At 72.1% G+C, this 21906-nt stretch carries 21 protein-coding genes and 4 tRNA genes; 19 read left to right on the forward strand and 6 right to left on the reverse strand.

Annotated features, from left to right (window positions below):
- Positions 1-73: 73 nt before the first annotated feature.
- A complete protein-coding gene (locus L615_RS11805) occupies positions 74-595 on the forward strand; it encodes a hypothetical protein (protein WP_145725187.1) in 522 nt (173 codons plus the stop codon).
- A gap of 50 nt (positions 596-645) precedes the next feature.
- Here the strand turns inward: L615_RS11805 and L615_RS11810 are convergent, their stop codons facing one another.
- Positions 646-1461: a DNA/RNA non-specific endonuclease gene (locus L615_RS11810; RefSeq protein WP_145725188.1), complete on the reverse strand. Its 816-nt coding sequence runs from the start codon at positions 1459-1461 to the stop codon at positions 646-648.
- A 57-nt stretch (positions 1462-1518) separates the two neighbouring features.
- Positions 1519-4125 carry an ATP-dependent helicase HrpB gene (hrpB, locus tag L615_RS11815; protein ID WP_145725189.1) on the reverse strand — a complete coding sequence of 869 codons (2607 nt, stop codon included), beginning with the start codon at positions 4123-4125 and terminating at the stop codon, positions 1519-1521.
- A gap of 82 nt (positions 4126-4207) precedes the next feature.
- On the opposite strand from hrpB, the gene L615_RS11820 reads away from it, so the two are divergent.
- On the forward strand, positions 4208-5530 hold the full coding sequence (locus L615_RS11820) for a Fic family protein (RefSeq protein ID WP_186449841.1): 1323 nt from the start codon (positions 4208-4210) through the stop codon (positions 5528-5530).
- A 156-nt stretch (positions 5531-5686) separates the two neighbouring features.
- Here the strand turns inward: L615_RS11820 and L615_RS11825 are convergent.
- From L615_RS11825 to L615_RS11835, 3 genes are all read right to left on the reverse strand, one after another.
- Positions 5687-5761: transfer RNA gene (locus L615_RS11825), tRNA-Val, on the reverse strand.
- 16 nt (positions 5762-5777) lie between these two features.
- Positions 5778-5851: transfer RNA gene (locus L615_RS11830), tRNA-Cys, on the reverse strand.
- Between the two features lie 50 nt (positions 5852-5901).
- Positions 5902-5974: transfer RNA gene (locus L615_RS11835), tRNA-Gly, on the reverse strand.
- Between the two features lie 156 nt (positions 5975-6130).
- On the opposite strand from L615_RS11835, the gene L615_RS11840 reads away from it, so the two are divergent.
- Positions 6131-6958 carry an aminotransferase class IV gene (locus L615_RS11840; RefSeq protein ID WP_145725191.1) on the forward strand — a complete coding sequence of 276 codons (828 nt, stop codon included), beginning with the start codon at positions 6131-6133 and terminating at the stop codon, positions 6956-6958.
- Here L615_RS11840 and L615_RS11845 read toward each other — a convergent pair.
- Positions 6939-8096, reverse strand: a complete 1158-nt coding sequence (locus L615_RS11845; RefSeq protein ID WP_145725192.1) for a GAF domain-containing protein — start codon at positions 8094-8096, stop codon at positions 6939-6941. The two genes, L615_RS11840 and L615_RS11845, sit on opposite strands and share 20 nt — an antisense overlap.
- Positions 8097-8189: 93 nt before the next feature.
- On the opposite strand from L615_RS11845, the gene L615_RS11850 reads away from it, so the two are divergent.
- From L615_RS11850 to L615_RS11925, 16 genes are all read left to right on the forward strand, one after another.
- Positions 8190-10076: an NAD(P)/FAD-dependent oxidoreductase gene (locus L615_RS11850; RefSeq protein WP_261376659.1), complete on the forward strand. Its 1887-nt coding sequence runs from the start codon at positions 8190-8192 to the stop codon at positions 10074-10076.
- 72 nt (positions 10077-10148) lie between these two features.
- Positions 10149-10220: transfer RNA gene (locus L615_RS11855), tRNA-Val, on the forward strand.
- 113 nt (positions 10221-10333) lie between these two features.
- Positions 10334-10693: a membrane protein insertion efficiency factor YidD gene (yidD, locus tag L615_RS11860; RefSeq protein WP_261376661.1), complete on the forward strand. Its 360-nt coding sequence runs from the start codon at positions 10334-10336 to the stop codon at positions 10691-10693.
- Between the two features lie 105 nt (positions 10694-10798).
- Positions 10799-12781 carry a threonine--tRNA ligase gene (thrS, locus tag L615_RS11865; protein ID WP_028655709.1) on the forward strand — a complete coding sequence of 661 codons (1983 nt, stop codon included), beginning with the start codon at positions 10799-10801 and terminating at the stop codon, positions 12779-12781.
- An 8-nt stretch (positions 12782-12789) separates the two neighbouring features.
- Positions 12790-13773 carry a hypothetical protein gene (locus tag L615_RS11870; RefSeq protein ID WP_036517713.1) on the forward strand — a complete coding sequence of 328 codons (984 nt, stop codon included), beginning with the start codon at positions 12790-12792 and terminating at the stop codon, positions 13771-13773.
- 12 nt (positions 13774-13785) lie between these two features.
- Complete coding sequence (locus tag L615_RS11875; RefSeq protein ID WP_051485787.1) at positions 13786-14511, forward strand: TetR/AcrR family transcriptional regulator; 726 nt, start codon at positions 13786-13788, stop codon at positions 14509-14511.
- 8 nt (positions 14512-14519) lie between these two features.
- A complete protein-coding gene (locus L615_RS11880; protein WP_315897787.1) occupies positions 14520-15050 on the forward strand; it encodes an HIT domain-containing protein in 531 nt (176 codons plus the stop codon).
- 14 nt (positions 15051-15064) lie between these two features.
- Positions 15065-15724, forward strand: a complete 660-nt coding sequence (gene pgsA, locus L615_RS11885) for a phosphatidylinositol phosphate synthase (RefSeq protein ID WP_145725194.1) — start codon at positions 15065-15067, stop codon at positions 15722-15724.
- Between the two features lie 31 nt (positions 15725-15755).
- Complete coding sequence (gene pdxS / locus L615_RS11890; RefSeq protein ID WP_145725195.1) at positions 15756-16661, forward strand: pyridoxal 5'-phosphate synthase lyase subunit PdxS; 906 nt, start codon at positions 15756-15758, stop codon at positions 16659-16661.
- A 226-nt stretch (positions 16662-16887) separates the two neighbouring features.
- Complete coding sequence (locus L615_RS11895) at positions 16888-17439, forward strand: alternate-type signal peptide domain-containing protein (RefSeq protein ID WP_186449842.1); 552 nt, start codon at positions 16888-16890, stop codon at positions 17437-17439.
- A gap of 22 nt (positions 17440-17461) precedes the next feature.
- Positions 17462-18190: a signal peptidase I gene (locus L615_RS11900; protein WP_145725197.1), complete on the forward strand. Its 729-nt coding sequence runs from the start codon at positions 17462-17464 to the stop codon at positions 18188-18190.
- The gene (locus L615_RS11905; RefSeq protein ID WP_145725198.1) at positions 18187-18873 is read left to right on the forward strand and encodes a hypothetical protein; all 687 of its coding nucleotides are present in this window, start codon (positions 18187-18189) and stop codon (positions 18871-18873) included. Before L615_RS11900 ends, L615_RS11905 begins: the two co-directional genes overlap by 4 nt.
- Positions 18870-19472, forward strand: coding sequence for a hypothetical protein (locus L615_RS11910; RefSeq protein WP_145725199.1), 603 nt, complete (start codon positions 18870-18872; stop codon positions 19470-19472). The genes L615_RS11905 and L615_RS11910 overlap by 4 nt, the downstream gene beginning before the upstream one ends.
- Complete coding sequence (locus tag L615_RS11915; protein ID WP_145725200.1) at positions 19469-20467, forward strand: signal peptidase I; 999 nt, start codon at positions 19469-19471, stop codon at positions 20465-20467. Before L615_RS11910 ends, L615_RS11915 begins: the two co-directional genes overlap by 4 nt.
- Positions 20468-20492: 25 nt before the next feature.
- On the forward strand, positions 20493-21077 hold the full coding sequence (gene pdxT, locus L615_RS11920; RefSeq protein WP_315897788.1) for a pyridoxal 5'-phosphate synthase glutaminase subunit PdxT: 585 nt from the start codon (positions 20493-20495) through the stop codon (positions 21075-21077).
- Positions 21078-21131: 54 nt separating this feature from the next.
- Complete coding sequence (locus tag L615_RS11925) at positions 21132-21899, forward strand: YebC/PmpR family DNA-binding transcriptional regulator (protein ID WP_028655716.1); 768 nt, start codon at positions 21132-21134, stop codon at positions 21897-21899.
- The last annotated feature ends 7 nt before the right edge of the window (positions 21900-21906 follow it).

Here is a 21906-nt window from a genome sequence, read left to right on the forward strand (position 1 = left end):
GCTCGGCTCCGGCCCTGCCGCCCGCCGCGTCGGGCGACGTGTGCCGGCGGCGGTGGTGGGCGGGGTCCGGTCCATGTGCTCTCCGACGACACCCGTCGTCCACCGCCGACGTACCCGCCGGCTCGGCCTGTTCCTCGTGGCCGTCGTGCTCAACGCCGCAGGCTGCCAGGCGCCGGAGGACGAGGCACCGCCCTCAGGCATCGGCAGCAGGTCACCTGCCGACCCGATGACCGGTGAGACCGCGACTGGCGGCCCGAACGCCGGGGCGAGCTCGACGGAGACCTCCTCGCCGACGACGCCGCCGGCGGACGGCCCGCTCGTCGAGGGCGAGGCGCTCACCTACCGCCTCCCGGCCGGGGTGGAGTGGAACACGCCCGCGCTGCTCTACGGGGGCGACCACACCGACGAGCGGACCGGACTGACCTGGCGGGKGCGACTAATCGAGCTCCCGCCGATCGACGGCGGGGTAGGGCCGTCGCTCGACGAGTCCGCCTCCGGGGCGCTCACCGGCGCCGCCGTCGAGTTCGTCGAGAGGGGAGCCAACGTCGTGATCGACGACGTCGAGTGGCTGCCTGCCGGCGTGGACTCACCGTGACCGGCTGAGACCCGGACTCATGCGTTCGGCGCCCGACGCGGCAGGAGCGATTACCAGTGCAGCTGGTCCGCGGCATCGATGAACCGGGGCTCGGCCGCCACGATGCCGCGGCTGCGTGAGGTGTGGTCGTCCCCGGCGTGCAGGACCGGGGCGAAGGCGAGGCGGGTCCGGGCGGCCACGTCAGCCAGCGGCACCGGGCGGACCCGGAACTCGTCCAGCGGGGTGGCCGGGCGGAGCCCGTCGAGGTTCTGGTCGAGCAGGACGACCCGGGTGCGGAGCTCGGCGGTCTCGTCGTCACCCATGACGTAGGCGATGACCTTGGAGTACGCGCGGAGGAGGCGGACGGTCCCGTCCCGGTACGGCGGGTCGTCGTCCGCGAGGACCGGACCGGCGACGATGCTGCCCCGGCCGCCGCGCAGCGTGTCCTGGTGCAGCAGCGCGTCCTCGAGGTCGCCCCACAGGCCGCACATGCGGCTCTGGTTGAAGTCGTCCATCTGCGGCGCGATGTTCGTGTAGGCGAACGACTGGTTGTTGGCCCGGACCGCCTCCTCGTCCGGGCCCCAGACGAGGTCGGCGCGCCGGGCGATGTGCCCGCGGTCGAGATCGTTCTCGCGGTAGGCCTCGTTGCCGACCTGCTGCCCGCGGGGGACCCGTGAACTCCGCGTCGTCGGCGGGCGCCCGGTCGCCGCAGTGACCGCGCGCGGGGGTCGACCGTCCAGCGTCGTACCCCGCCGGCAGCGGCGCTTCGCCGACCGGTGCTGTCTCCTCGCGCATCCCGGACTCCCCGGCTCTCGACGTCGCGCCGGCCGTCCCCGGCCCGACCTCCTCCCATGGTGGGCCGTCCGACGCGGTCGCGGACACCTCAGGTTGGGGGAAAGCCGGGACCGGGCACCGGTTGAGGTGCCTCAGGCGCAGGCGCAGGCTCAGGTCCGCGGGCGCGGCCGGTTCGCGCGCCGCGTCGCGGGCGCGGTGCGGGGATCCTCCGGCCACGGGTGCCGGGGGTAGCGACCGCGCAGGTCGGCGCGGACGGAGGGGTAGCCGGTGTCCCAGAAGGAGTCCAGGTCGGCAGTCACGGCGGCGGGGCGCCGGGCGGGGGAGAGCAGGTGCAGCAGGAGCTGCACCCTGCCGTCGGCGAGGACTGGCACGTCGGTCCAGCCGAAGACCTCCTGGAGGCGTACGGCGAGCACCGGCTGGTCGGCGGAGTAGTCGATCCGTACGGTCGACCCGCTCGGGACCTGCACCCGCGCGGGGGCGAGCTCGTCGAGCCGGCCGGCCTCGGGCCACGGCAGGAGCGCCCGCAACGCGGCAGCGACGTCGATGCGGCGCAGGTCCTCGGCCGAGCGGACGCGCGCCAGCTGGGGGCCGAGCCACGCATCGAGGTCCTCGGTCAGGGCCGCGTCGCCCACGTCGGGCCACGGTGCGCCGAACGCGCGGTGCAGGAAGTCGAGGCGGGCACGCAGGGCGGTGGCCGCGTCGGACCAGGTCAGCAGCGAGAGTCCCTCCTCGCTGAGGGCGCCGCGGATCGCCTCGGTCACGGCCTGCGTCGGAGGATCGCCGAGGGGGAGCGAGCTGAGCTCGATCGCGCCCAGCAGGGTGCGGCGCCGGGCGAGCACCCGCCCGTCGGTCCAGCTGACCTCGTCCACCTCCCGCCACCGCGACCCCGCAGCCTCCAGGGCCAGGTCCTCCGTCAGTGGTGCCGCAGTGCGGATCCTGGCCTCGCGCTCCCCGGGGCGCCGGTCTGCGTCGCCGACCGCGAGCCACTCCAGCCCGGCCAGCGGTCCGGGGTCGCGGGGGTCGAGCGCCGCGCCGGTGCCGGACGCCATCAGGTAGGCAGAGGTGCCGGGGCGCTTGCGGGCGATCCGGTCCGGGTGGGCGAGGGCCACGACGAGGCCGACCGCCACGTCGTCGGTGAGCGCCCGGCCGCGGTCCGGGGCCCTGTCCGGGGCGCTGTCCGGGGCCGGGGTGTCGTGGCCCTCGACGACCTGCCGCAGCCGGGTGACCTGGGCGCGCCACGCACCAGCCCGGTGGCCGGCGCGCAGCGAGCGGAGCGCAGCGACCAGGTCGGCGCCCGGGGCGCGCACGTCCTCGCTGAGCATCGCGACGACCTCCGCGGCCCGCCGCGCGCCGACGAGCCCGGCGCCGTCGACGAGGGCGCGCGCCAGCCGGGGGTCGGTGGGCACGCCCGCGATCAGCCGGCCGCGCGGCGTCGTCCTCCCGTCCTCGGTCATGGCGCCGATGTCGACGAGCACCTGCCTGGCCGCCGCGAGCGCGTGCGGTGGGGGTTGGTCGAGGAGTGCGAGGTCCCGCACGTCGTGGATGCCCCAGCAGGCCACCTCGAGCGCGAAGGCGGTCAGGTCCGCGGTCGCGATCTCGGGCTCGGGACGGGCGGGCAGGTGGGCGTGCTCGGCCTCCGACCAGCACCGCAGCACCGCGCCCGGTCCCAGCCGCCCAGCACGTCCGGCCCGCTGGTCGGCGGATGCCCGGCTCACCGCGACGGTGACCAGCGACGCCAGGCCGCGCCGGTGGTCGGTGCGGGGCTCGCGGGAGAAGCCGGCATCCACCACGACGCGGACGCCGGGCACCGTCAGCGACGACTCGGCGACGGCGGTCGACACGACGACGCGACGGCGCGGTCCCTCGCGGAGCGCGCGGTCCTGGTCGGCCCCGGGGAGCCGCCCGTGCAGGGCGTGCACGTCCGCGTCGAGGCCCACCAGCCGTCGTACCGTGGCGTCGACCTCGGCCACGCCCGGCACGAACACGAGGACGTCACCCGCGTGCTCGGCGAGCGCACGCCGCACCGTCGCCGCGACGTGGTCGTGGAAGGCCGGGGTGATCCCGCGGTCGTCGGTGCGGCGCACGCCTGCCGGCGGGGGACACCACACCTCCTGGACCGGGTGGAGGGCGCCCGGGACGCTGACCACCGGGGCGCCACCCAGGAGCCGTGCTGTCTTCTCGGCCTCGATGGTGGCCGACATCGCGACGAGGGCGAGGTCGTCGCGCAGGTTCGCGCGGACGTCGAGGATCAGCGCCAGCGTCAGGTCGGCGTCGAGGTGGCGTTCGTGCACCTCGTCGAGGACGACGGCGCCGACGCCGGCCAGCTCGGGGTCGTGCTGGATGCGCCGCAGGAGCAGGCCCGTTGTCACCACCTCGACCCGGGTGTCCCGGCCGGAGCGGCGGTCCCCGCGTACGGCGTACCCGACCGTCTCGCCGACGGGCTCACCGAGGAGGTGGGCCAGTCGGCGGGCTGCCGCGCGGGCTGCGATGCGGCTGGGCTGGGTGACGACGACCCGGCCGGGCACGACGCCGGCGACCGCGGGCGGGACGAGCGTCGTCTTGCCGGTGCCGGGTGGTGCGTGGACGACCGCGACCCCGTGGCCGCGGAGCGCGTCGGTGACGGCGGCCAGGCCTGCGGTGACGGGGAGGTCCGGCGGCGCGGCGAGCAGGCTGCGCAGCGGGTCGGACACCCCAGCAGTGTGCCGGACCCGCCTCCTGGGGCGACGCCCGCCATGGTGACCCGCCTCGGACTGCATCCAGGGGTTCCACCTCGTGGGCGAAGGATCATAGTGCTATCCTTCGTTGTCGGAGGTGTCGGTGGTGGCTCGGTGGGAACGCGTGCAGGTCGAACCCGACTACGCCGCGACGTCGAGGGCTGAACGTCGCGGCGGCAGCTACCTGCGCTACCACCCGGACGAGCTCGCCCCGTGCGGCGCCCCTGCCCGCAACGAGCTCAGCAGCCACGTCGTCGAGCACGCCGCGGACACCACCACGGCGCTGCAGCGACTCGGGGACCGGCTACGGGCGAACCCGTTCCGGGTGCTGTACACGACGGCGCTGCGCTCGGAGTCGATCTCGTCGTCGTTCATCGAAGGCATCCACGCCACCGCGCGAGACGTCGCCTTCGCCCACCTCCGGGCCCGTGACGAGTCCCTCCGCGCCGATGGCTCCTCGGCCCACGTGGGGCAGCAGGTCACGAAGAACGCGCGGGCCATGGAGCGAGCCGTCGAGCTCCTCGGGGCGGGCCCGTGGAGGCACGAGCACATCTGGGACATCCACCAGGCTCTACTGCCCTGGCAGCGACGGGGCTACCGGCAGACCCAGGTGTGGGTCGGCGGGACGACGGCTCTCACCGCCGACTACGCGGCTCCGCCCCACCAGGAGGTCCACGCCTACGTCGATGACCTGCTCGGCTACGTCAACACCTCGGGCGACCTGCCAGTCGTCGCGGCGGCGCTGGTGCACGCGCAGTTCGAGACGATCCACCCGTTCGAGGACGGCAACGGTCGTGTAGGCCGCGCCCTGGTGCACGGCGTCTTCAAGCGCGCCGGCCTCGTCGACGGGGGAGTCGCGCCCCTGTCGACCGCCCTCCGTGAGGACCGTGACGGGTACGTGGAGGCGTTGACGCGCTACCGCTACGACGGTCGCAGCCGGAAGGTCCGGCAGCAGGCCCTGGACGGCTTCGTGGACCGGTTCCTGGACTACCTCGACACGGCGGTCGCAGCAGCCGACCGGTTCGTCGACGCTGCCCTCGCGCTGCACGGGCGGTGGCGGACCGTGGTCGCGGGGACCCGGGCCGACGGCGTGCTCCACAAGGCGCTCGACGTGGTGGTCGACTATCCGGTGCTGACGACCCGACTCCTCGCGGAGCAGCTCGACGTGACCCCGCGCCGGGGCGAGGACCTCGTCAAGCAGCTCGTCCGGGCCGGCATCGTCAGGCCCGGCACCGGCAAGTACCGCCGGGCCGCGGTCTACCAGTCCGACGCGATCCTCGACCTGCTCGACCTCGGCGCCGAGGCCACGCCGACGACGACGCACCCTGCCCTCGCGATGCAGGCCTCGGAGCCGCTCGTGCAGCGTTGCGGTGGCCCGACTGCCCACGGAACCTGCCAGAACCGGGTCACGGAGCGGGGGGAGCGGTGCTGGCGGCACCGCACCTGAGCAGCGCTCGCCCGGCCTGTCCGGCGACCGCAGGCCACGACCGCTCGCTGAGACCATCAGGAGTCGAGGCACACGGGATGGCACGTGCGTCGCATGACATCGAAGACCAGAACAGCCTCCGAGCCGCGTCTCCGCTGCTCAGAGGCTGKTTCCTGCTGGTGGGCGATACTGGGTTTGAACCAGTGACCTCTTCCGTGTCAAGGAAGCGCGCTACCGCTGCGCCAATCGCCCCTGTGGAGTTGTTACGTGGAGGTGGGTACGGGATTTGAACCCGTGTACACGGATTTGCAGTCCGTTGCCTCGCCTCTCGGCCAACCCACCGCGAAGGCCCGACCTACTGACCTGGTCAGCCAGTGGGTCTGACCTCTCCGAGCGGACGACGAGGCTCGAACTCGCGACCTCAACCTTGGCAAGGTTGCGCTCTACCAACTGAGCTACGTCCGCATCACACTTCCTCGCCGGCCTTTCGGCCCGCTTGGCGGTGCGGTTGAGAACATTAGCGGATCCGGGGAACGGCGCCAAAACGGGGGGTCCCCTTGGGCATGTCGTGGGGTCCCGGAGGGCCTCCGGCGAGCGTGGATCCACCCCTAGGGTGGGGGCATGCGCGCGTGGATCAACGGCCAGCTGCTGACCGACCCGAAGGCGCCGGCGGTGCCGGTGACCGACCACGGGCTGACCGTCGGGGACGCCGTGTTCGAGGCCGTGAAGGTCGTCGGGGGAGAGCCGTTCGCCCTGCAGCGCCACCTCGACCGGCTCGAGCGGTCGGCGGAGGGCCTGGGCCTGGTCGGCCTCGACCTCGCCGACGTACGACGAGGGGTCGCTGCCGTCCTGGAGGGCGACCCGCTGCCCCTGGGTCGGCTCCGGATCACCGTCACCGGCGGCAACGCGCCGCTGGGCAGCGGGCGGGGCAACGACCCGCTGACGGTGATCGTCGTTGCCAGCCCGATGGAGCCGGCGCCCGAGACCACCGCGGTGATCACCGTGCCGTGGCCGCGCAACGAGCGCGGCGCGCTGGCCGGGCTGAAGACGACGTCCTACGGGGAGAACGTGGTGGCGCTGGCCCGGGCGCAGGCGGCGGGTGCGAGCGAGGCGGTGTTCGCGAACCTCGCCGGCCACCTGTGCGAGGGCACCGGCACCAACGTCTTCTACGTGGTCGACGGGCAGGTGCGCACCCCGACGCTGGCGAGCGGCTGCCTGGCCGGGGTGACCCGGGCGCTGCTGATCGAGTGGTTCGGTGCGACCGAGGTCGACGAGCCGATCGAGGTCGCGGCCGGCGCGGACGAGGTCTTCCTGGTCTCGACCACCCGCGACGTGCAGGGCGTGCACCGGTGGGACCACCGCGAGCTCGCGGCGCCGGGCCCGGTCACCCGCGCCGCCGCGCAGGCGTGGCGGGACAACGAGGCGTCCCTCATCGGGTTCGATCGCTGACGACGACCAGGTCGACCCCGTCACCGATCCGGTAGGGGTTGGTCGCGAGCAGGGCGCCGAGCGCCTTGCGCATCCGGGAGACCTCGGCGCGCACCGTCACCTGGTGCTCCCCGTCGCCGTACAGGCGGTGGCTGAGCGCGCCGGCAGTCAGGCCGCCGCGGCCGGCCTCGGCCAGGGCGGCGAGCACCTCGGCGTGCCGCGGCGACAGGGCGACCCGCCACGGCGCCTCCGCGCCGCGGACCTCGAGGGTCGCCGGGGTCGCGGTGAGGTCGAGGGTCGCCTGCAGCACGGTCTCCGCGGCTGACGGCCGGATCAGCCAGCCACCGCGGAGTCGCTCGGGCAGGCACAGCCCGAGGCCGGGGACGGCGAGCGCCCGGTCCGGGCGCGGCGCCTCGACCCGGTCCCGCACGGCCACGCCCTGGTGGGCGGCGACCCAGCCGTGGTCGTCGACGACCAGCAGCGGGCCGTTGGCGGTCCGCCGCAGCTGCTCGAGGCGCTCCTCGTGGTGGCGCCACAGGCGCGCCTCCGCGAGGCGGACCGACGCGGTCACCAGGGCCTCGATCGCCGGGTGCAAGGTGAGCGCCGGTCCGCTGACGTCGACGATGCCGAGCAGCGAGCCGTCGATCGGGTCGTGGATGGGGGAGGCGGTGCAGTACCAGGGCACCTGGGCGTTCTCGAAGTGCTCGGCCGAGAACAGCTGGACCGGCGCGCCCTCCGCGAGCGCGGTGCCGATCGCGTTCGTGCCGACGGCCTCCTCGGCCCAGTGGGCGCCCTCGGCGAAGCCCAGCCCGTCGGCCTGCCGCTTCACCCGCGGCGACCCGCTGCGCCACAGCACGATGCCGTCGGCGTCGGCGACCACCACGAGGTAGTTCGACGCGTCGGCCGCGCTCAGCAGCAGCTCGCGGATCTCGTCGATCACCAGCCCCAGCCGCGACCGGCGCCGACGCTCGTCGACGTCCGCGGGAGGCAGCGGGTCGCGCCCGTTGCGGCCGTCGGGGTCGATCCCGAGGTCCAGCACCCGGGTCCACGACCTCGCCACGACCGCGCGTGGACGCTCCGGCGGCGCGGAGCCGGAGAGCACCGCGTCGTGGATCCGGACCAGCGCGCGGGCCCGCATCGCGAGGTCGTGCGTGGCCATGCCCCTCACCCTAGGTCCGGGATGTGACGAGGACCACATGCAACATCGTGCAACGGTTCCGACCGGGCGGCAGCGCGGCGTCTCATTCTGGGCATGACCCAGCTCGACGAACGGCCCGCCGCGGGCGACGACGCCGCCGACATCTCGGCGCCGACCGACTTCATGGCCGCCCCCGCGGCCGCCACGACCGACACCGCCGACCCGGCCAGCGCCTGGCTCGCGGCCTTCGAGGACGCCCTCACCGCCCGCGACGTGTCCCGGGCAGCCGGCCTCTTCGCCGCGACCAGCTTCTGGCGCGACCTGGTCTCCTTCACCTGGAACATCACGACCGTCGAGAACCCCGACGGCGTCGCGGACCTCCTCGGCGCCAACCTCGACCGCGTGGACCCGTCCGGCTTCCGGCTCAGCGAGCCGGCCACCACCGAGGACGGGGTCACGACCGCATGGTTCGAGTTCGAGACCGCCGTGGGCCGCGGCCGCGGCCTGGCCCGCATCATCGACGAGGACGGGCCGAAGGCGTGGACCTTCCTCACCACCATGCATGAGCTCAAGGGCCACGAGGAGCCCCGCGGCGTACGACGCCCGATGGGTGCCGAGCACGGCGCGAACAGGAGCCGGGTGACCTGGCTCGAGAAGCGGCAGGCCGAGGACGCCGCGCTCGGGGCGGAGGCCCAGCCCTACGTCCTGGTGGTCGGCGGCGGACAGGGTGGCATCGCGCTCGGCGCCCGGCTGCGCCAGCTCGGCGTCCCGTCCCTCGTCATCGACAAGCACCCCCGCCCCGGCGACCAGTGGCGCAAGCGCTACAAGTCGCTGTGCCTGCACGACCCGGTCTGGTACGACCACCTGCCCTACCTGAAGTTCCCCGACAACTGGCCGGTGTTCGCGCCCAAGGACAAGGTCGGCGACTGGCTCGAGTTCTACACCCGGGTCATGGAGGTGCCGTACTGGTCGAGCACGGTCGCCACGAAGGCGTCCTACGACGAGGCGACGGGGGAGTGGACCGTCGAGGTCGAGCGCGAGGGGATGCCGCTGGTCCTGCGCCCGACCCACCTGGTCCTGGCCACCGGGATGTCCGGCAAGCCCAACATCCCCGACATCCCCGGGATGGACGTCTTCCGTGGCGAGCAGCACCACTCCTCGCAACACCCCGGCCCGGACGCCTACGCCGGCAAGAAGGTCGTCGTCATCGGCAGCAACAACTCCGCCTTCGACATCTGCGGGGCGCTGTGGGAGCACGACGCCGACGTCACCATGGTCCAGCGGTCCTCGACGCACATCGTCAAGAGCGACACCCTGATGGACATCGGGCTCGGCGACCTCTACTCCGAGCGTGCCCTCGCGGCCGGGGTGACCACCGAGAAGGCGGACCTCATCTTCGCCTCGCTGCCGTACCGGATCATGCACGAGTTCCAGAAGCCGCTCTACGACCAGATGCGCGAGCGCGACCGGGAGTTCTACGACCGGATGGAGGCCGCCGGCTTCGACCTCGACTGGGGCGACGACGGGTCCGGGCTGTTCATGAAGTACCTCCGGCGCGGGTCGGGCTACTACATCGACGTCGGTGCCGCCGAGCTGGTGGCCGACGGCGAGGTGAAGCTCGCCAAGGGCCAGGTCGACCACCTGACCGAGACCTCCGTCGTGCTCGCCGACGGCACCGAGCTCGAGGCCGACCTCGTCGTCTACGCGACCGGCTACGGGTCGATGAACGGCTGGGCGGCGGACCTGATCAGCCAGGAGGTCGCCGACCGGGTCGGCAAGGTCTGGGGGCTGGGCTCCGACACCACCAAGGACCCCGGCCCGTGGGAGGGCGAGCAGCGCAACATGTGGAAGCCCACCCAGCAGGAGAACCTCTGGTTCCACGGCGGCAACCTGCACCAGTCACGCCACTACTCGCTCTACCTGGCGCTGCAGCTGAAGGCCCGCCACGTCGGCATCGACACCCCGGTCTACCGCCTGCAGGAGGTGCACCACCTCGGGTGACCCCTCCCGATGTGAACGCCGCCGCGACATGCGTTAGAGTCTCCGATCGCGGTCCCCCGTGGGGCCGGGTCCGGGCGATTGGCGCAGTGGTAGCGCGCTTCGTTCACACCGAAGAGGTCACTGGTTCGAACCCAGTATCGCCCACCGAGACATGCGAGAGCCGCGCCCCAGGGCGCGGCTCTCGTCGTTTCCCCCGCCGTCGCCCCACGCTCCGCCGCTAGGCTCCGCAGGCGACCCGACGAGCACCGGAGGTGGCCATGGCGCGGTGGCGACGACGCCGCACGAAGCAGGGCAGGAAGAAGCGCGACCACTGCGACAGCGCCTGCGACGTCGCCGAGTGCGGCGACTGCAGCCCCTTCCTGGTCAGCCTCGTCGTCGCCTCGGTCGCGGGCTACCGGTCCACCCCGCCCGTCGCGGACGGGTCCCGGCTGTCGCGGTCCCTGCTCCGGCTGGTCCGCTCCTACCAGCTCAACGTCTCCGCCCACCGCCCGGCGGTCTGCAACCTCACGCCGACCTGCTCGAACTACGCCGCGGCTGCGATCCGTGCGCGCGGCGTGGCCGCCCTGCCCGACGTACGACGGCGCCTGCGCCGCTGCGGCGAGGCCGCTCGCGGCTGACCGGAGGTCCGCGGCGGGAATCGGCTGCGTGCGGCGTGCCGGCGGCCGATACGATCGAGGTCGCGTCCGCACCGGGCGCGTCACCCCTGCCGAAGGAGCTCCTCCGTGTCCGACATCAAGGTCGTCGTCATCACCCCTGACGCACGTCAGGAGTCGACGGTGACGGAGGGCACGAAGGCCTGGGAGCTGTTCAGGGACGACGCCGACGTCATCGCCGCGCGCGTCGGCGGCCAGCTCAAGGACCTGTCCTACGCGCTGGCCGACGGCGACGAGGTCGAGGGCGTGGCCATCGGCAGCCCGGACGGCCTCGACATCCTGCGCCACTCGACCGCGCACGTGCTGGCCCAGGCCGTGCAGCAGCTCTTCCCCGAGGCCAGGCTCGGCATCGGCCCGCCGATCCAGGACGGCTTCTACTACGACTTCGACGTCCCGGTGCCCTTCGTGCCCGAGGACCTCGCCAGGCTCGAGTCCGCGATGCGCAAGATCATCAAGGAGAACCAGCGCTTCGAGCGTCGGGTCACCACCGACGAGGACGCGCTGGTCGAGCTCGCCGACGAGCCGTACAAGGTCGAGCTGATCGGCCTCAAGGGCAACGCGGGTGAGGCCGCCGAGGGTGCCTCGGCCGAGGTCGGCGCCGGCGAGCTCACGATCTACGACAACATCAACCGCAAGGGCGAGGTCGCCTGGAAGGACCTCTGCCGCGGTCCCCACCTGCCGACCACCAAGCGGATCCCCGCCTTCAAGCTGATGCGCAGCGCCGCGGCGTACTGGCGCGGCGACGAGAAGAACAAGCAGCTCCAGCGCATCTACGGCACCGCGTGGCCGAGCAAGGAGGAGCTGGACGCGCACCTGCACCGCATCGAGGAGGCCGAGCGGCGCGACCACCGCAAGCTCGGCCGCGAGCTCGACCTGTTCTCGTTCCCGGACGAGATCGGCTCCGGCCTGCCGGTGTTCCACCCCAAGGGTGGTGTGATCAAGCGGGAGATGGAGGACTACGTCCGCCGCCGCCACATCGAGGAGGGCTTCTCCTACGTCGGCACCCCGCACATCACCAAGGATGGCCTGTTCCACACCTCGGGCCACCTGCCGTACTACGCCGACACGATGTTCCCGCCGATGGAGTTCGAGGGCACGAACTACCAGCTCAAGGCGATGAACTGCCCGATGCACAACCTGATCTTCAGCAGCCGCGGCCGCTCGTACCGCGAGCTCCCGCTGCGGCTGTTCGAGTTCGGGAGCGTCTACCGCTACGAGAAGTCCGGCGTCATCCACGGCCTCACCCGGGTCCGCGGCTTCGCCCAGGACGACTCGCACTCCTACTGCACCCCCGAGCAGGCCCCGGCCGAGGTCAAGCACCTGCTCGGCTTCATGCTCGGCGTGCTCAAGGACTTCGGCCTCGACGACTTCTACCTCGAGCTGTCGACCCGCGACGACGCCAAGCCGGACAAGTTCGTCGGCTCCGACGAGGACTGGGCGACCGCCACCAAGGTGCTCGAGGACGTCGCGGCGGAGACCGGCCTCGACCTCGTGCCCGACCCCGGCGGCGCCGCGTTCTACGGCCCCAAGATCTCCGTGCAGGCCAAGGACGCGATCGGCCGCACCTGGCAGATGGGCACCGTCCAGTACGACTTCAACCAGCCGGCACGCTTCGGCCTGGAGTACACCGCGCCCGACGGCTCCAAGCAGCAGCCGGTGATGATCCACTCCGCGAAGTTCGGCTCCATCGAGCGCTTCCTCGGCGTGCTCGTCGAGCACTACGCCGGTGCCTTCCCTCCGTGGCTGGCCCCGGTCCAGGTGCAGGGCATCCCCGTGGCCGACGCCTTCACCGACTACCTCTACGAGGTGGCCGGCCAGCTCAGGGCGCGCGGCATCCGGGTCGAGGTCGACGAGTCCGACGACCGCTTCCAGAAGAAGATCCGCAACGCCCAGCTGCAGAAGATCCCGTTCATGCTCATCGCCGGTGGCGAGGACGTGGAGAAGGGCGCAGTCAGCTTCCGCTACCGCGACGGCCGCCAGGAGAACGGCGTGCCGGTGGCCGAGGCGATCGAGCGCATCGTCGCGGCGGTCGAGTCGCGCGAGCAGGTCTGAGGCGCGCCATGAGGCGGGGGGCAGCGGTCGTCGTGCTCGGCCTGCTGCTGCCTGCCCTCGTGGCGTGCAGCGGGTCCGACAGCCCGAGCGGGGCACCGCCGCGCCCGCCGGTCCCGACCACGGCCAGCGCGACGCCGACCCAGGAGGGCAAGCCGGGCGGGGACGCCGGCGACCCCGGTGCCGACGCCAACGACCTCGCCAAGGCCGCCGAGGAGCTGGCCCGGCAGGGGGACCAGCCGACCGGCGACATCGCCCCGCGCGACGGCGAGGTGCTCGGCGGCGACGTGAGCTGGCCGCAGTGCCCCAAGGGCATGGGCATCCCGGAGAAGCAGGGCAAGGGCCTGCCGATGCCGCTGCCCGAGGCGGAGTTCGTCGTGCTCGGCCTGACCAACGGCCCCGGCTTCACCCGCAACCCCTGCCTCGCCGACCAGGTGCAGTGGGCCAAGGACAACGACGTGCTCGTGTCCGTCTACGCCGTCTCGAGCTTCCCCGACAAGGCCACGCTCGACGACTACGGCTCCGACGGCCCGTACGACGCCTCCAACCGCCTCGGCCGGCTGCGCAACGTCGGCTACCAGCAGGCCCGCTTCAACATCGGCACCATGGGCACGACCGGCCTGCTGAGCCCGATCGTGTGGATCGACGTCGAGCCGGTGCCGACCTTCGAGTGGAGCTCGGACCTGCGCGCCAACGCCGCCGTCATCGAGGGCGTCGCCCGCGGCTACACCGACGCCGGCTACCGCATCGGCGTCTACTCGACCCCGCTGCTCTACCGCCAGGTGGTCGGCGACCTCTCGCTCGGCGGCATCCCCGAGTGGCGGGCCGCGGGCCAGACCTCGCGTGCCGAGGCGCTCAACCGCTGCGGTCCCGACTGGTCGATCCAGGGCGGCCCCGCGGTCATGGGCCAGTGGGTCGAGGACCAGCGCGACAAGAACGTCACCTGCCCCGGCATCTCCGCCGACCTCGGCCAGTGGTTCCACCGGTTCACGTGAGAAGGTTTGGCAATGAGCTCGGAGAGTGGTGAGCTGCTCGACGGTCGCCGTCGACGCTGGCAGGAGCACAACCAGGTCCGCCGCCAGGTCATCATCGACGCCGCCATCGCCGTCCTGGAGCGCCAGGCGCCCGGCGAGGAGTACCAGGTGCAGGCCGTCGCCGACGAGGCCAAGATGAGCCGCACCGTCATCTACCGGCACTTCGCCGACCGCTCCGACCTCGACCGGGCCGTGCAGGCCCAGGTCTGCGAGGACGTCGGCAACCAGCTCCTGCCCGCGCTGTCGTACGACGGCACCCCGGACCAGATCGTCCGCGGCATCGTCGCCAGCTTCGTGCGCTGGGCCGAGGCGCACCCGTCGCTGTACTGGTTCGCCGAGCGCGACCTCGCCGGCTGGGGCCCCAGCCCGCTCGGCCTGGCGGTGCAGCAGGTCGCCGGGACCATCGAGGAGATCATGACGACCGTCGTCGCGGCGCTCGGGGTCGAGCTCTCGGACGACGACCGTGCGGCGCTCGACCCGTGGGTCTTCGGGATGATCGGCGCCGTCTTCTCCGCCGTGCGCCGCTGGCTCGAGCGCGAGCCGCGCCAGCCCGGCACGGAGGCCTGCATCGACATCCTCGCGGACTCGATCTGGATGCAGGTCAACGGCATGGCGACCGCGCGCGGCCTCAACCTGCCCGACCTGCCCATCTCCGACCTGCTGCAGATGCTCCAGCCTGCGGCGACCGACGACCAGTGAGGGACCACGTGGCCGACCCGGACGGGCTCGAGCGGCTCTGGACGCCGCACCGCATGTCGTACGTGCGCGGGGAGGAGGAGACCGAGCAGCCGGCCCACGCAGAGCCGCGCCCGGCCTGCCCCTTCTGCCGGATCACCCGTGACCCGGCGACCTCGACCGACGACGACCTGGTGGTGGTGCGGGGCGAGACGACGTACGTCGTGCTCAACCTCTACCCCTACAACCCCGGCCACCTGATGGTGCTGCCCTACCGCCACGTCGCGGACTACACCGACCTCGACGACGCCGAGACCGACGAGCTCACGGCGATGACCAAGTCCGCGCTGCGCACGATCCGCGCCGTCTCGCAGCCACACGCCTTCAACGTCGGGCTGAACCTCGGGGGAGCGGCGGGCGGCTCGCTGTCCGGTCACCTGCACCAGCACGTCGTGCCCCGGTGGTCCGGCGACGCGAACTTCATGACCGTCATCGCGGGCACCAAGACCCTCCCGCAGCTGCTCGGGGACACCCGCGACCTGCTCGCGGCCCACTGGCAGTAGTAGGTTCTCGCCCCGTGTTGGATCGGTTCAAGGAGTTCTGGGCGGGCACGGTGCTGCACCCCGTCGTGCGGCTGTTCATCCGGCTGGGCATCAGCCCGGACGCGGTGACCCTCGTCGGGACCCTCGGCGTGGCCGCGGGTGCCCTCGTCTTCTTCCCGCAGGGCGAGCTGCTGATCGGCGTGCTGTTCATCACGGCGTTCGTCTTCAGCGACCTCATCGACGGGCGGATGGCCCGCGAGACCGGGCGGGTGTCGAAGTTCGGCGCCTTCTGGGACTCCACGCTGGACCGGATCGGCGACGGTGCCATCTTCGGCGGCCTGGCGCTCTACTTCGCCGGCACCGGCGAGGACCAGGGCGACAGCTACCTCTACCTGTGCGTCACCCTGTGGTGCCTGGTGATGGGATCCGTCACGTCGTACGCGCGTGCCCGGGCCGAGTCCCTCGGCATGGACGCCAAGGGCGGCATCGCCGAGCGCGCCGACCGGCTCGTGTCGATCCTCGTGATGACCGGCCTCTCGGCGATCTTCGACCTGCCGATCCTCATGTACGTCACCCTCTGGGCCCTCGCGGTCGCCAGCACCTACACGGTCGTCTTCCGGGTCCTGAAGGTCCGTCGGCAGGCGCTGGCCGCCGACGCGGGCGCCGCCGGGTCCACGGGTCAGCCTGAGGCGTAGGTCACGTCCTGCTCGCCGTAGGATCGACGGCATGAGCGAGCAGGTAGAGCCCACTTCTGGGCAGGGCACCACCCGGGTCAAGCGCGGCATGGCCGAGATGCTCAAGGGTGGCGTCATCATGGACGTGGTCACGCCCGAGCAGGCGAAGATCGCCGAGGACGCCGGGGCGGTGGCGGTGATGGCCCTGGAGCGGGTGCCTGCCGACATCCGTGCCCAGGGCGGGGTGTCGCGGATGAGCGACCCCGACATGATCGACGGGATCATCTCCGCGGTCTCGATCCCGGTGATGGCCAAGGCACGGATCGGGCACTTCGCCGAGGCGCAGGTGCTGCAGTCCCTGGGCGTCGACTACATCGACGAGTCGGAGGTGCTGACCCCGGCCGACTACGCCAACCACATCGACAAGTGGGCCTTCACGGTCCCGTTCGTGTGCGGTGCGACCAACCTGGGCGAGGCGCTGCGCCGGATCACCGAGGGTGCGGCGATGATCCGCTCCAAGGGTGAGGCCGGCACCGGTGACGTCTCCAACGCGGTGACCCACATGCGGACCATCCGCGCCGAAATGCGGAAGCTGACGGTGCTCTCCGACGACGAGCTGTACGTCGCGGCCAAGGAGCTGCAGGCGCCGTACGAGCTGGTCGCGGAGGTCGCGCGGACCGGCAAGCTGCCGGTCGTGCTGTTCACCGCCGGCGGCATCGCGACCCCCGCGGACGCAGCGATGATGATGCAGCTCGGCGCCGAGGGCGTCTTCGTCGGCTCGGGCATCTTCAAGTCCGGCAACCCCGCCCAGCGGGCCGAGGCGATCGTGAAGGCCACGACCTTCTACGACGACCCCGACGTCATCGCGAAGGTCTCCCGCGGCCTCGGCGAGGCGATGGTCGGCATCAACGTCGACGAGCTCCCGCAGCACCACCGCCTGGAGACCCGCGGCTGGTGACCCGCAACACCTGACTACGCGGGCCCCCCGCCCGCGTGATCCATCGGAACCATGGTCTTGACGAGTCGGGACCATGGTTCCGTCTTTTTGCAGGCCAATGTCCCGATTCGCCCACGCGCCCGTCGCCGCGCATGGTCCTCTTCCGTTCTGGCTTCCACCGGGCGCTCCCGCCCCGGAAGTCAATCCCTCACAAACAACAGAGCCAGACCTGGGGACAACACAGGGCATGGGGACTGGAGACATCATGAAGAAGACGACGAAGGGCGCACTCGCCGCCGGCGCGGCGGCCGTGCTGCTCATGGGTGGCGCGGGCACCCTCGCTTACTGGTCGGCCGACGCGGACGTCGACGGCGTCCAGGTCACGGCCGGCGAGCTCAAGATCATCAACGACAACTGCGGCGGCGACGTCTGGAACTTCGACGGTGGCGAGGACGTGGCCGACAAGGTCTACACCGCGGGCGACCTGATCGTCCCCGGCGACGTCCTCACCAAGGAGTGCTCGTTCGAGATCCAGGCCACCGGTGAGCACCTGCGGGCCGAGGTCGAGCTGAGCAACCCGGCGCTCTCCGGGGATCTTGCATCGGCGCTGACGCTCGTCGACTCGTTCCAGGTCGACGGTGTCGACCTGGACGAGACGGACATCACCGAGGCGAACGACGGCGACGTCGTCGACGTCACCATTTCGGTGACCTTCAACGGCTCGTCCGACAACACCACGCAGACGCTCTCCGGAGCGCTGTCCGCGTTCGAGATCGGTCTGACGCAGGTCCACGACTGATCGCTGATCGAAGAGCTCAACGGTGTTCCTCTCGGCCCGGGCTGCGCTCGGGTGGGTCGGCCAGGTCGTCGCCTGGCTGGTCATCCTGTGTGTGGTGGTCGTGCTGGCGGTCGCGGTCGTCGTACCGCGACTCGCCGGCGCGACCCCGTACACGGTGCTCAGCGGGTCGATGCAACCGACCTATCCGCCGGGTTCACTCGCGGTGGTCAAGCCTGTTGAGTTCGACAGCATCGGACTGGGCCAGGTCATCACGTTCCAGCGCGACTCCGGCAAGGCGGCGGTGGTGACGCACCGGGTGGTCGGTGAAGCCAGGCGGTTCGACGGCCAGCGGGTGCTGGTCACGCAGGGCGACGCGAACGAGTCGCCCGACGAGCGGCGCGTCCAGCCCGAGCAGGTCAGGGGAGAGGTCTGGTACTCCGTGCCCTACCTCGGCCACCTGAACAGTGCCCTCACCGGCCAGCAGCGCCAGTGGGCGGTGGTCGGGGTGGCGGCCCTCCTCATCGGCTACGCAGCGTTCATGTTCGCCGGGGCCGTGCGAGAGCGGTTCTCGCGTCGGAGGCTCACGCGGAGCGCGCCGGAGCCTGCCGACGCCGAGCGGAATCGGCTCGAGCAGTCCGCACCACCGGCCGAGCCGGCACCCGACGGTCAGCGCCGCCTGGCGCTGGCGTCCGGGGGAGCGGTGCTCCTCATCCTCACCCTGGTCCTCCTCCGGACCAGGCCCACCCACCAGACAGGGGACCAGACGACGTGATCCGCCGCATCGGAGCCTCGACGATCGCCGCCACCGCGGCGGTCGCGGTCGGCGCTGCCCCGGCACACGCCGACGACGAGCTCGGCCTCAGCCGGGACGGCGTCACGTGGACCACCGCACTCGTCGACCCGCTGTTCGACGCGGGCTTCCGCTTCGTCCCGGGTGACGCCGAGGTCCGTTCGTTCCGCGTCCGCAACGACGGGCCGTCGGACGGCGTGCTCACGGTGGACGTGCTGAGCGAGGACCCCACCGGGTTCCTGTCTTCCGGTGACCTGACCCTCGAGGCCCGTGTCGGTGGCGGCCCGTGGGTCGCGGTGGCGCCCGGCTCCAACCGGGTGGTCGCCGAGCTCGAGGTTCCCGACGGCGCGCGGTCCCGGGTCGACGTCCGGGCCACTGTCGCGTGGGAGTCGACCCGCGAGGCGGAGAGCGTGCCGTTCAGCATCCGGCTCACGCTCTCCGAGGACGGGGAGGTGGCCGGCGTCGACGACAGCAACGGGGGATCCGACGACGGTGCCGACAACGGCAGCGTCGGGGGCCTCGACGACCTCCCGGACACGGGGTCCGCGCTCGGCGCCGGTGTCGTCTGGCTGGCGGCCGGCCTCGTCGGTGCCGGCCTGGCGCTCGTGCGCCGCGGACGCGACCGCTCGCGCCACCTGCAGCCCGCAGGAGGAGACCGCCCGTGACCACGCACATGCCTCGTCACCATCGGCGCCCGGCACGGTTCGGTCGCGGCCGGACCCGGGCCCTGCTGTCGCTGGGTGCGCTTCTCGGAGTCGGCGCCGTCGCCACCTCGGCCTACTGGACCGCTGGGTCCACCGTGGACGGTGTCACCGTGGAGTCCGGCGCGATCCACATCGACCTCGCGACCAACGACAAGGTGAAGCCCGAGACGTACACCTGGAGCGACCTCTCGAGCAGCCTGCCGGTGACCGGCGGCTCGACGGCCAGGGTGATCCGGGTCAGCAACAACAGCACCGGCCGACTGACGTTCAGCTACACGGTCTCGGCGACAGCGACGGGTGCCCTCGGGAGCGCGTTGAAGATCACGGTTCTTCGGGGAGGCAGCGTGAGCGGCTCGACGTGCAACGGCGGGACGGCCGTGGGCCCGTCCGGCGCAGCGCTCAACGGCTTCAGTGCCTCGCCCGGCACCCTCGACGCCACTTCTGCCGCGGCACACCACGACCTCTGTGTGCAGGTGACCCTGCCGACCGGTTCCGGCGCGGGCGGCGGGCAGACGTCCGACGTGACCTTCGCCTTCGACGCGACGCAGGTGATCTCGTGAACAGGACAGCTCGCCTCGCCCGCGAGGCCGTGCTCTGGGCCGGCGGCGCGCTGGGCGCGCTCTGCCTGGCCTCCTTCCTCGCCGGCTGGCTCTTCAGCATCACGCCCCTCGTGTTCGTGACCGGCTCGATGAGCCCGACCTACGACGCAGGCGCCCTCGGCATCGCGCGGGAGGTGCCTGCGACCGAGCTCGCAGCCGGGGACGTGGTGAGCGTCGTCAACGCTGACGGCCAGCGGGTGACCCACCGGGTCGTGTCGGCGACGGAGGAAGGCAACGCCGTCGCGCTCACCCTGCAGGGCGACACCAACAACGTCCCCGACGCCGAGACGTACCACGTCACGTCGGCCGACCGGCTCGTGCTCGGCGTGCCGTACGCCGGCCGGGTCCTCGCCGCCGCGACCACCCCGATCGGCTTGCTGATGATGGGCCTGCTCGTGACCGGGTCGCTGCTCCTCGGCTTCCGTCGGGACAAGGGCGTGCCTCCCGAGCCGTCGCCCCGCCGCCGGGCACTCGTCCCTGCCGGGCTCCTCTCGGTGGTCGCACTCGGCGGGGTTGCGGGCGCATCAGGCCTCGCACCGTGGGCAGTGACTTCTGCCGTGTGGACCGACTCCGCGACTGCGACGGCGACAATGAGCACCGTTGCCCCCGCGGTGGTGTTCAACGGGGCGGTGAGCTGCTCGGCCTCGAACCCGAACATCACCATCAGCTGGACCAACGTGGACGCCGGCTACGAGTACTTCTGGCAGGTTCAGGAGCTCAACGGCCTTCCCACTGTCGGAGAGCCGTCGCCTGCGTCGGGAACCGTGGGTGCCGCGGTGCCCCAGGGTGGGACGGTGTCGGTCTCCATCACCCCCGGTGGCAATGGCAACCGGGCCTGGCAGGTCGCCGTCTACGCCCAGCTCGAGGGCCAGCCGGCGACGCGCAGCTCGCCCGTGCTCAGGCCGATATGGCGGATCCAGCCGGGTGGCAACAGGATGAGCTGCACGGCCACCTGACGCCGTACCGACGGCGAGCCGTAGCCTGTGCGCCGTGCCGAACATCGGAGTCTTCGCCCTGCAGGGCGACGTCCGTGAACACCTGCAGGCCCTGACCGCCCTCGGGGCGGAGGCGTTCGCGGTCCGCCGCCCGGCGGAGCTGGAGCGCTGCGACGGGCTGGTGCTCCCGGGCGGGGAGTCGACGACGATGGCCAAGCTGGCGCGGACCTTCGAGCTGCTCGACCCGCTGCGCGAGCGGGTCGCGGGCGGGATGCCGGCGTTCGGCACCTGCGCGGGGATGATCCTGCTCGCCGACCGGATCGAGGGCGGCGCCGAGGGCCAGGAGACGATCGGCGGGCTCGACGTGACCGTGCGCCGCAACGCGTTCGGGCGGCAGGTCGACTCCTTCGAGGCCGACCTCGACTTCGCCGGGCTGGCGGAGCCGGTGCACGCAGTGTTCATCCGCGCGCCGTGGGTGGAGCAGGCCGGGCCGGACGTGGAGGTGCTCGCCGAGGCGCACGGCCACCCGGTCGCCGTACGGCAGGGACACCTGCTCGCGACCTCCTTCCACCCGGAGGTCGACGGGGACGGCCGGGTGCACCGGGTCTTCCTCGACATGGTGCAGGGATAGACTCGACCGGCTGTTCCGGCAGCACGACGACGACGGCAGATAGAAGAGGGACTGATGTCTGGCCACTCCAAGTGGGCAACCACCAAGCACAAGAAGGCCGTGATCGACGCGAAGCGCGGCAAGCTCTTCGCGAAGCTCATCAAGAACATCGAGATCGCGGCGAAGCTGGGTGGTCCCGACCCTGCTGGCAACCCGACGCTCTTCGACGCCATCCAGAAGGCCAAGAAGCAGTCCGTCCCGAACAAGAACATCGACTCCGCGGTCAAGCGCGGCGGTGGCCTCGAGGGTGGCGGCGTCGACTACGAGACGATCATGTACGAGGTCTACGGCCCCCAGGGCGTCGCCCTGCTGGTGGAGTGCCTCACCGACAACCGCAACCGCGCCGCGATGGAGGTCCGCACTGCGGTCACCCGCAACGGCGGCACCATGGCCGACCCGGGCTCGGTGTCCCGGCTCTTCAACCGCAAGGGCGTCGTCGTGGTGCCCAAGGCGCAGGAGGAGAAGACGGTCACCGAGGACGACGTCCTCGAGGCGACGCTCGACGCCGGTGCCGAGGAGGTCAAGGACCTCGGCGAGAGCTTCGAGGTGCAGTCCGAGGCGTCCGACGTGGTCGCCGTGCGCACCGCGCTGCAGGAGGCCGGCATCGACTACGACTCCGCCGAGGTGCAGTTCGTGGCCTCGCTGGACATCCCGGTCGCCGACCCGGAGGCGGCCGGCAAGGTGTTCCGCCTCGTCGACGCCGTCGACGACCTCGACGACGTGCAGAACGTCTTCGTCAACGCCGACATCCCCGACGAGGTCCTCGACCAGATCGACGCCTGAGCGGGTA

This window comes from Nocardioides sp. J9 (genome assembly GCF_007829375.1).
Classification (GTDB): Bacteria; Actinomycetota; Actinomycetes; order Propionibacteriales; family Nocardioidaceae; genus Nocardioides.

Coding starts and splice junctions, on each gene's coding strand:
- hrpB (WP_145725189.1), bottom strand. CDS start 4,125: ATGCAGTCCGAGGCGGGTCACCATGGCGGGCGTCGCCCCAGGAGGCGG.
- L615_RS11840 (WP_145725191.1), top strand. CDS start 6,131: ATGCGCGCGTGGATCAACGGCCAGCTGCTGACCGACCCGAAGGCGCCG.
- L615_RS11845 (WP_145725192.1), bottom strand. CDS start 8,096: ATGGCCACGCACGACCTCGCGATGCGGGCCCGCGCGCTGGTCCGGATC.
- L615_RS11850 (WP_261376659.1), top strand. CDS start 8,190: ATGACCCAGCTCGACGAACGGCCCGCCGCGGGCGACGACGCCGCCGAC.
- yidD (WP_261376661.1), top strand. CDS start 10,334: ATGGCGCGGTGGCGACGACGCCGCACGAAGCAGGGCAGGAAGAAGCGC.
- L615_RS11870 (WP_036517713.1), top strand. CDS start 12,790: ATGAGGCGGGGGGCAGCGGTCGTCGTGCTCGGCCTGCTGCTGCCTGCC.
- L615_RS11875 (WP_051485787.1), top strand. CDS start 13,786: ATGAGCTCGGAGAGTGGTGAGCTGCTCGACGGTCGCCGTCGACGCTGG.
- pdxS (WP_145725195.1), top strand. CDS start 15,756: ATGAGCGAGCAGGTAGAGCCCACTTCTGGGCAGGGCACCACCCGGGTC.
- L615_RS11895 (WP_186449842.1), top strand. CDS start 16,888: ATGGGGACTGGAGACATCATGAAGAAGACGACGAAGGGCGCACTCGCC.
- L615_RS11925 (WP_028655716.1), top strand. CDS start 21,132: ATGTCTGGCCACTCCAAGTGGGCAACCACCAAGCACAAGAAGGCCGTG.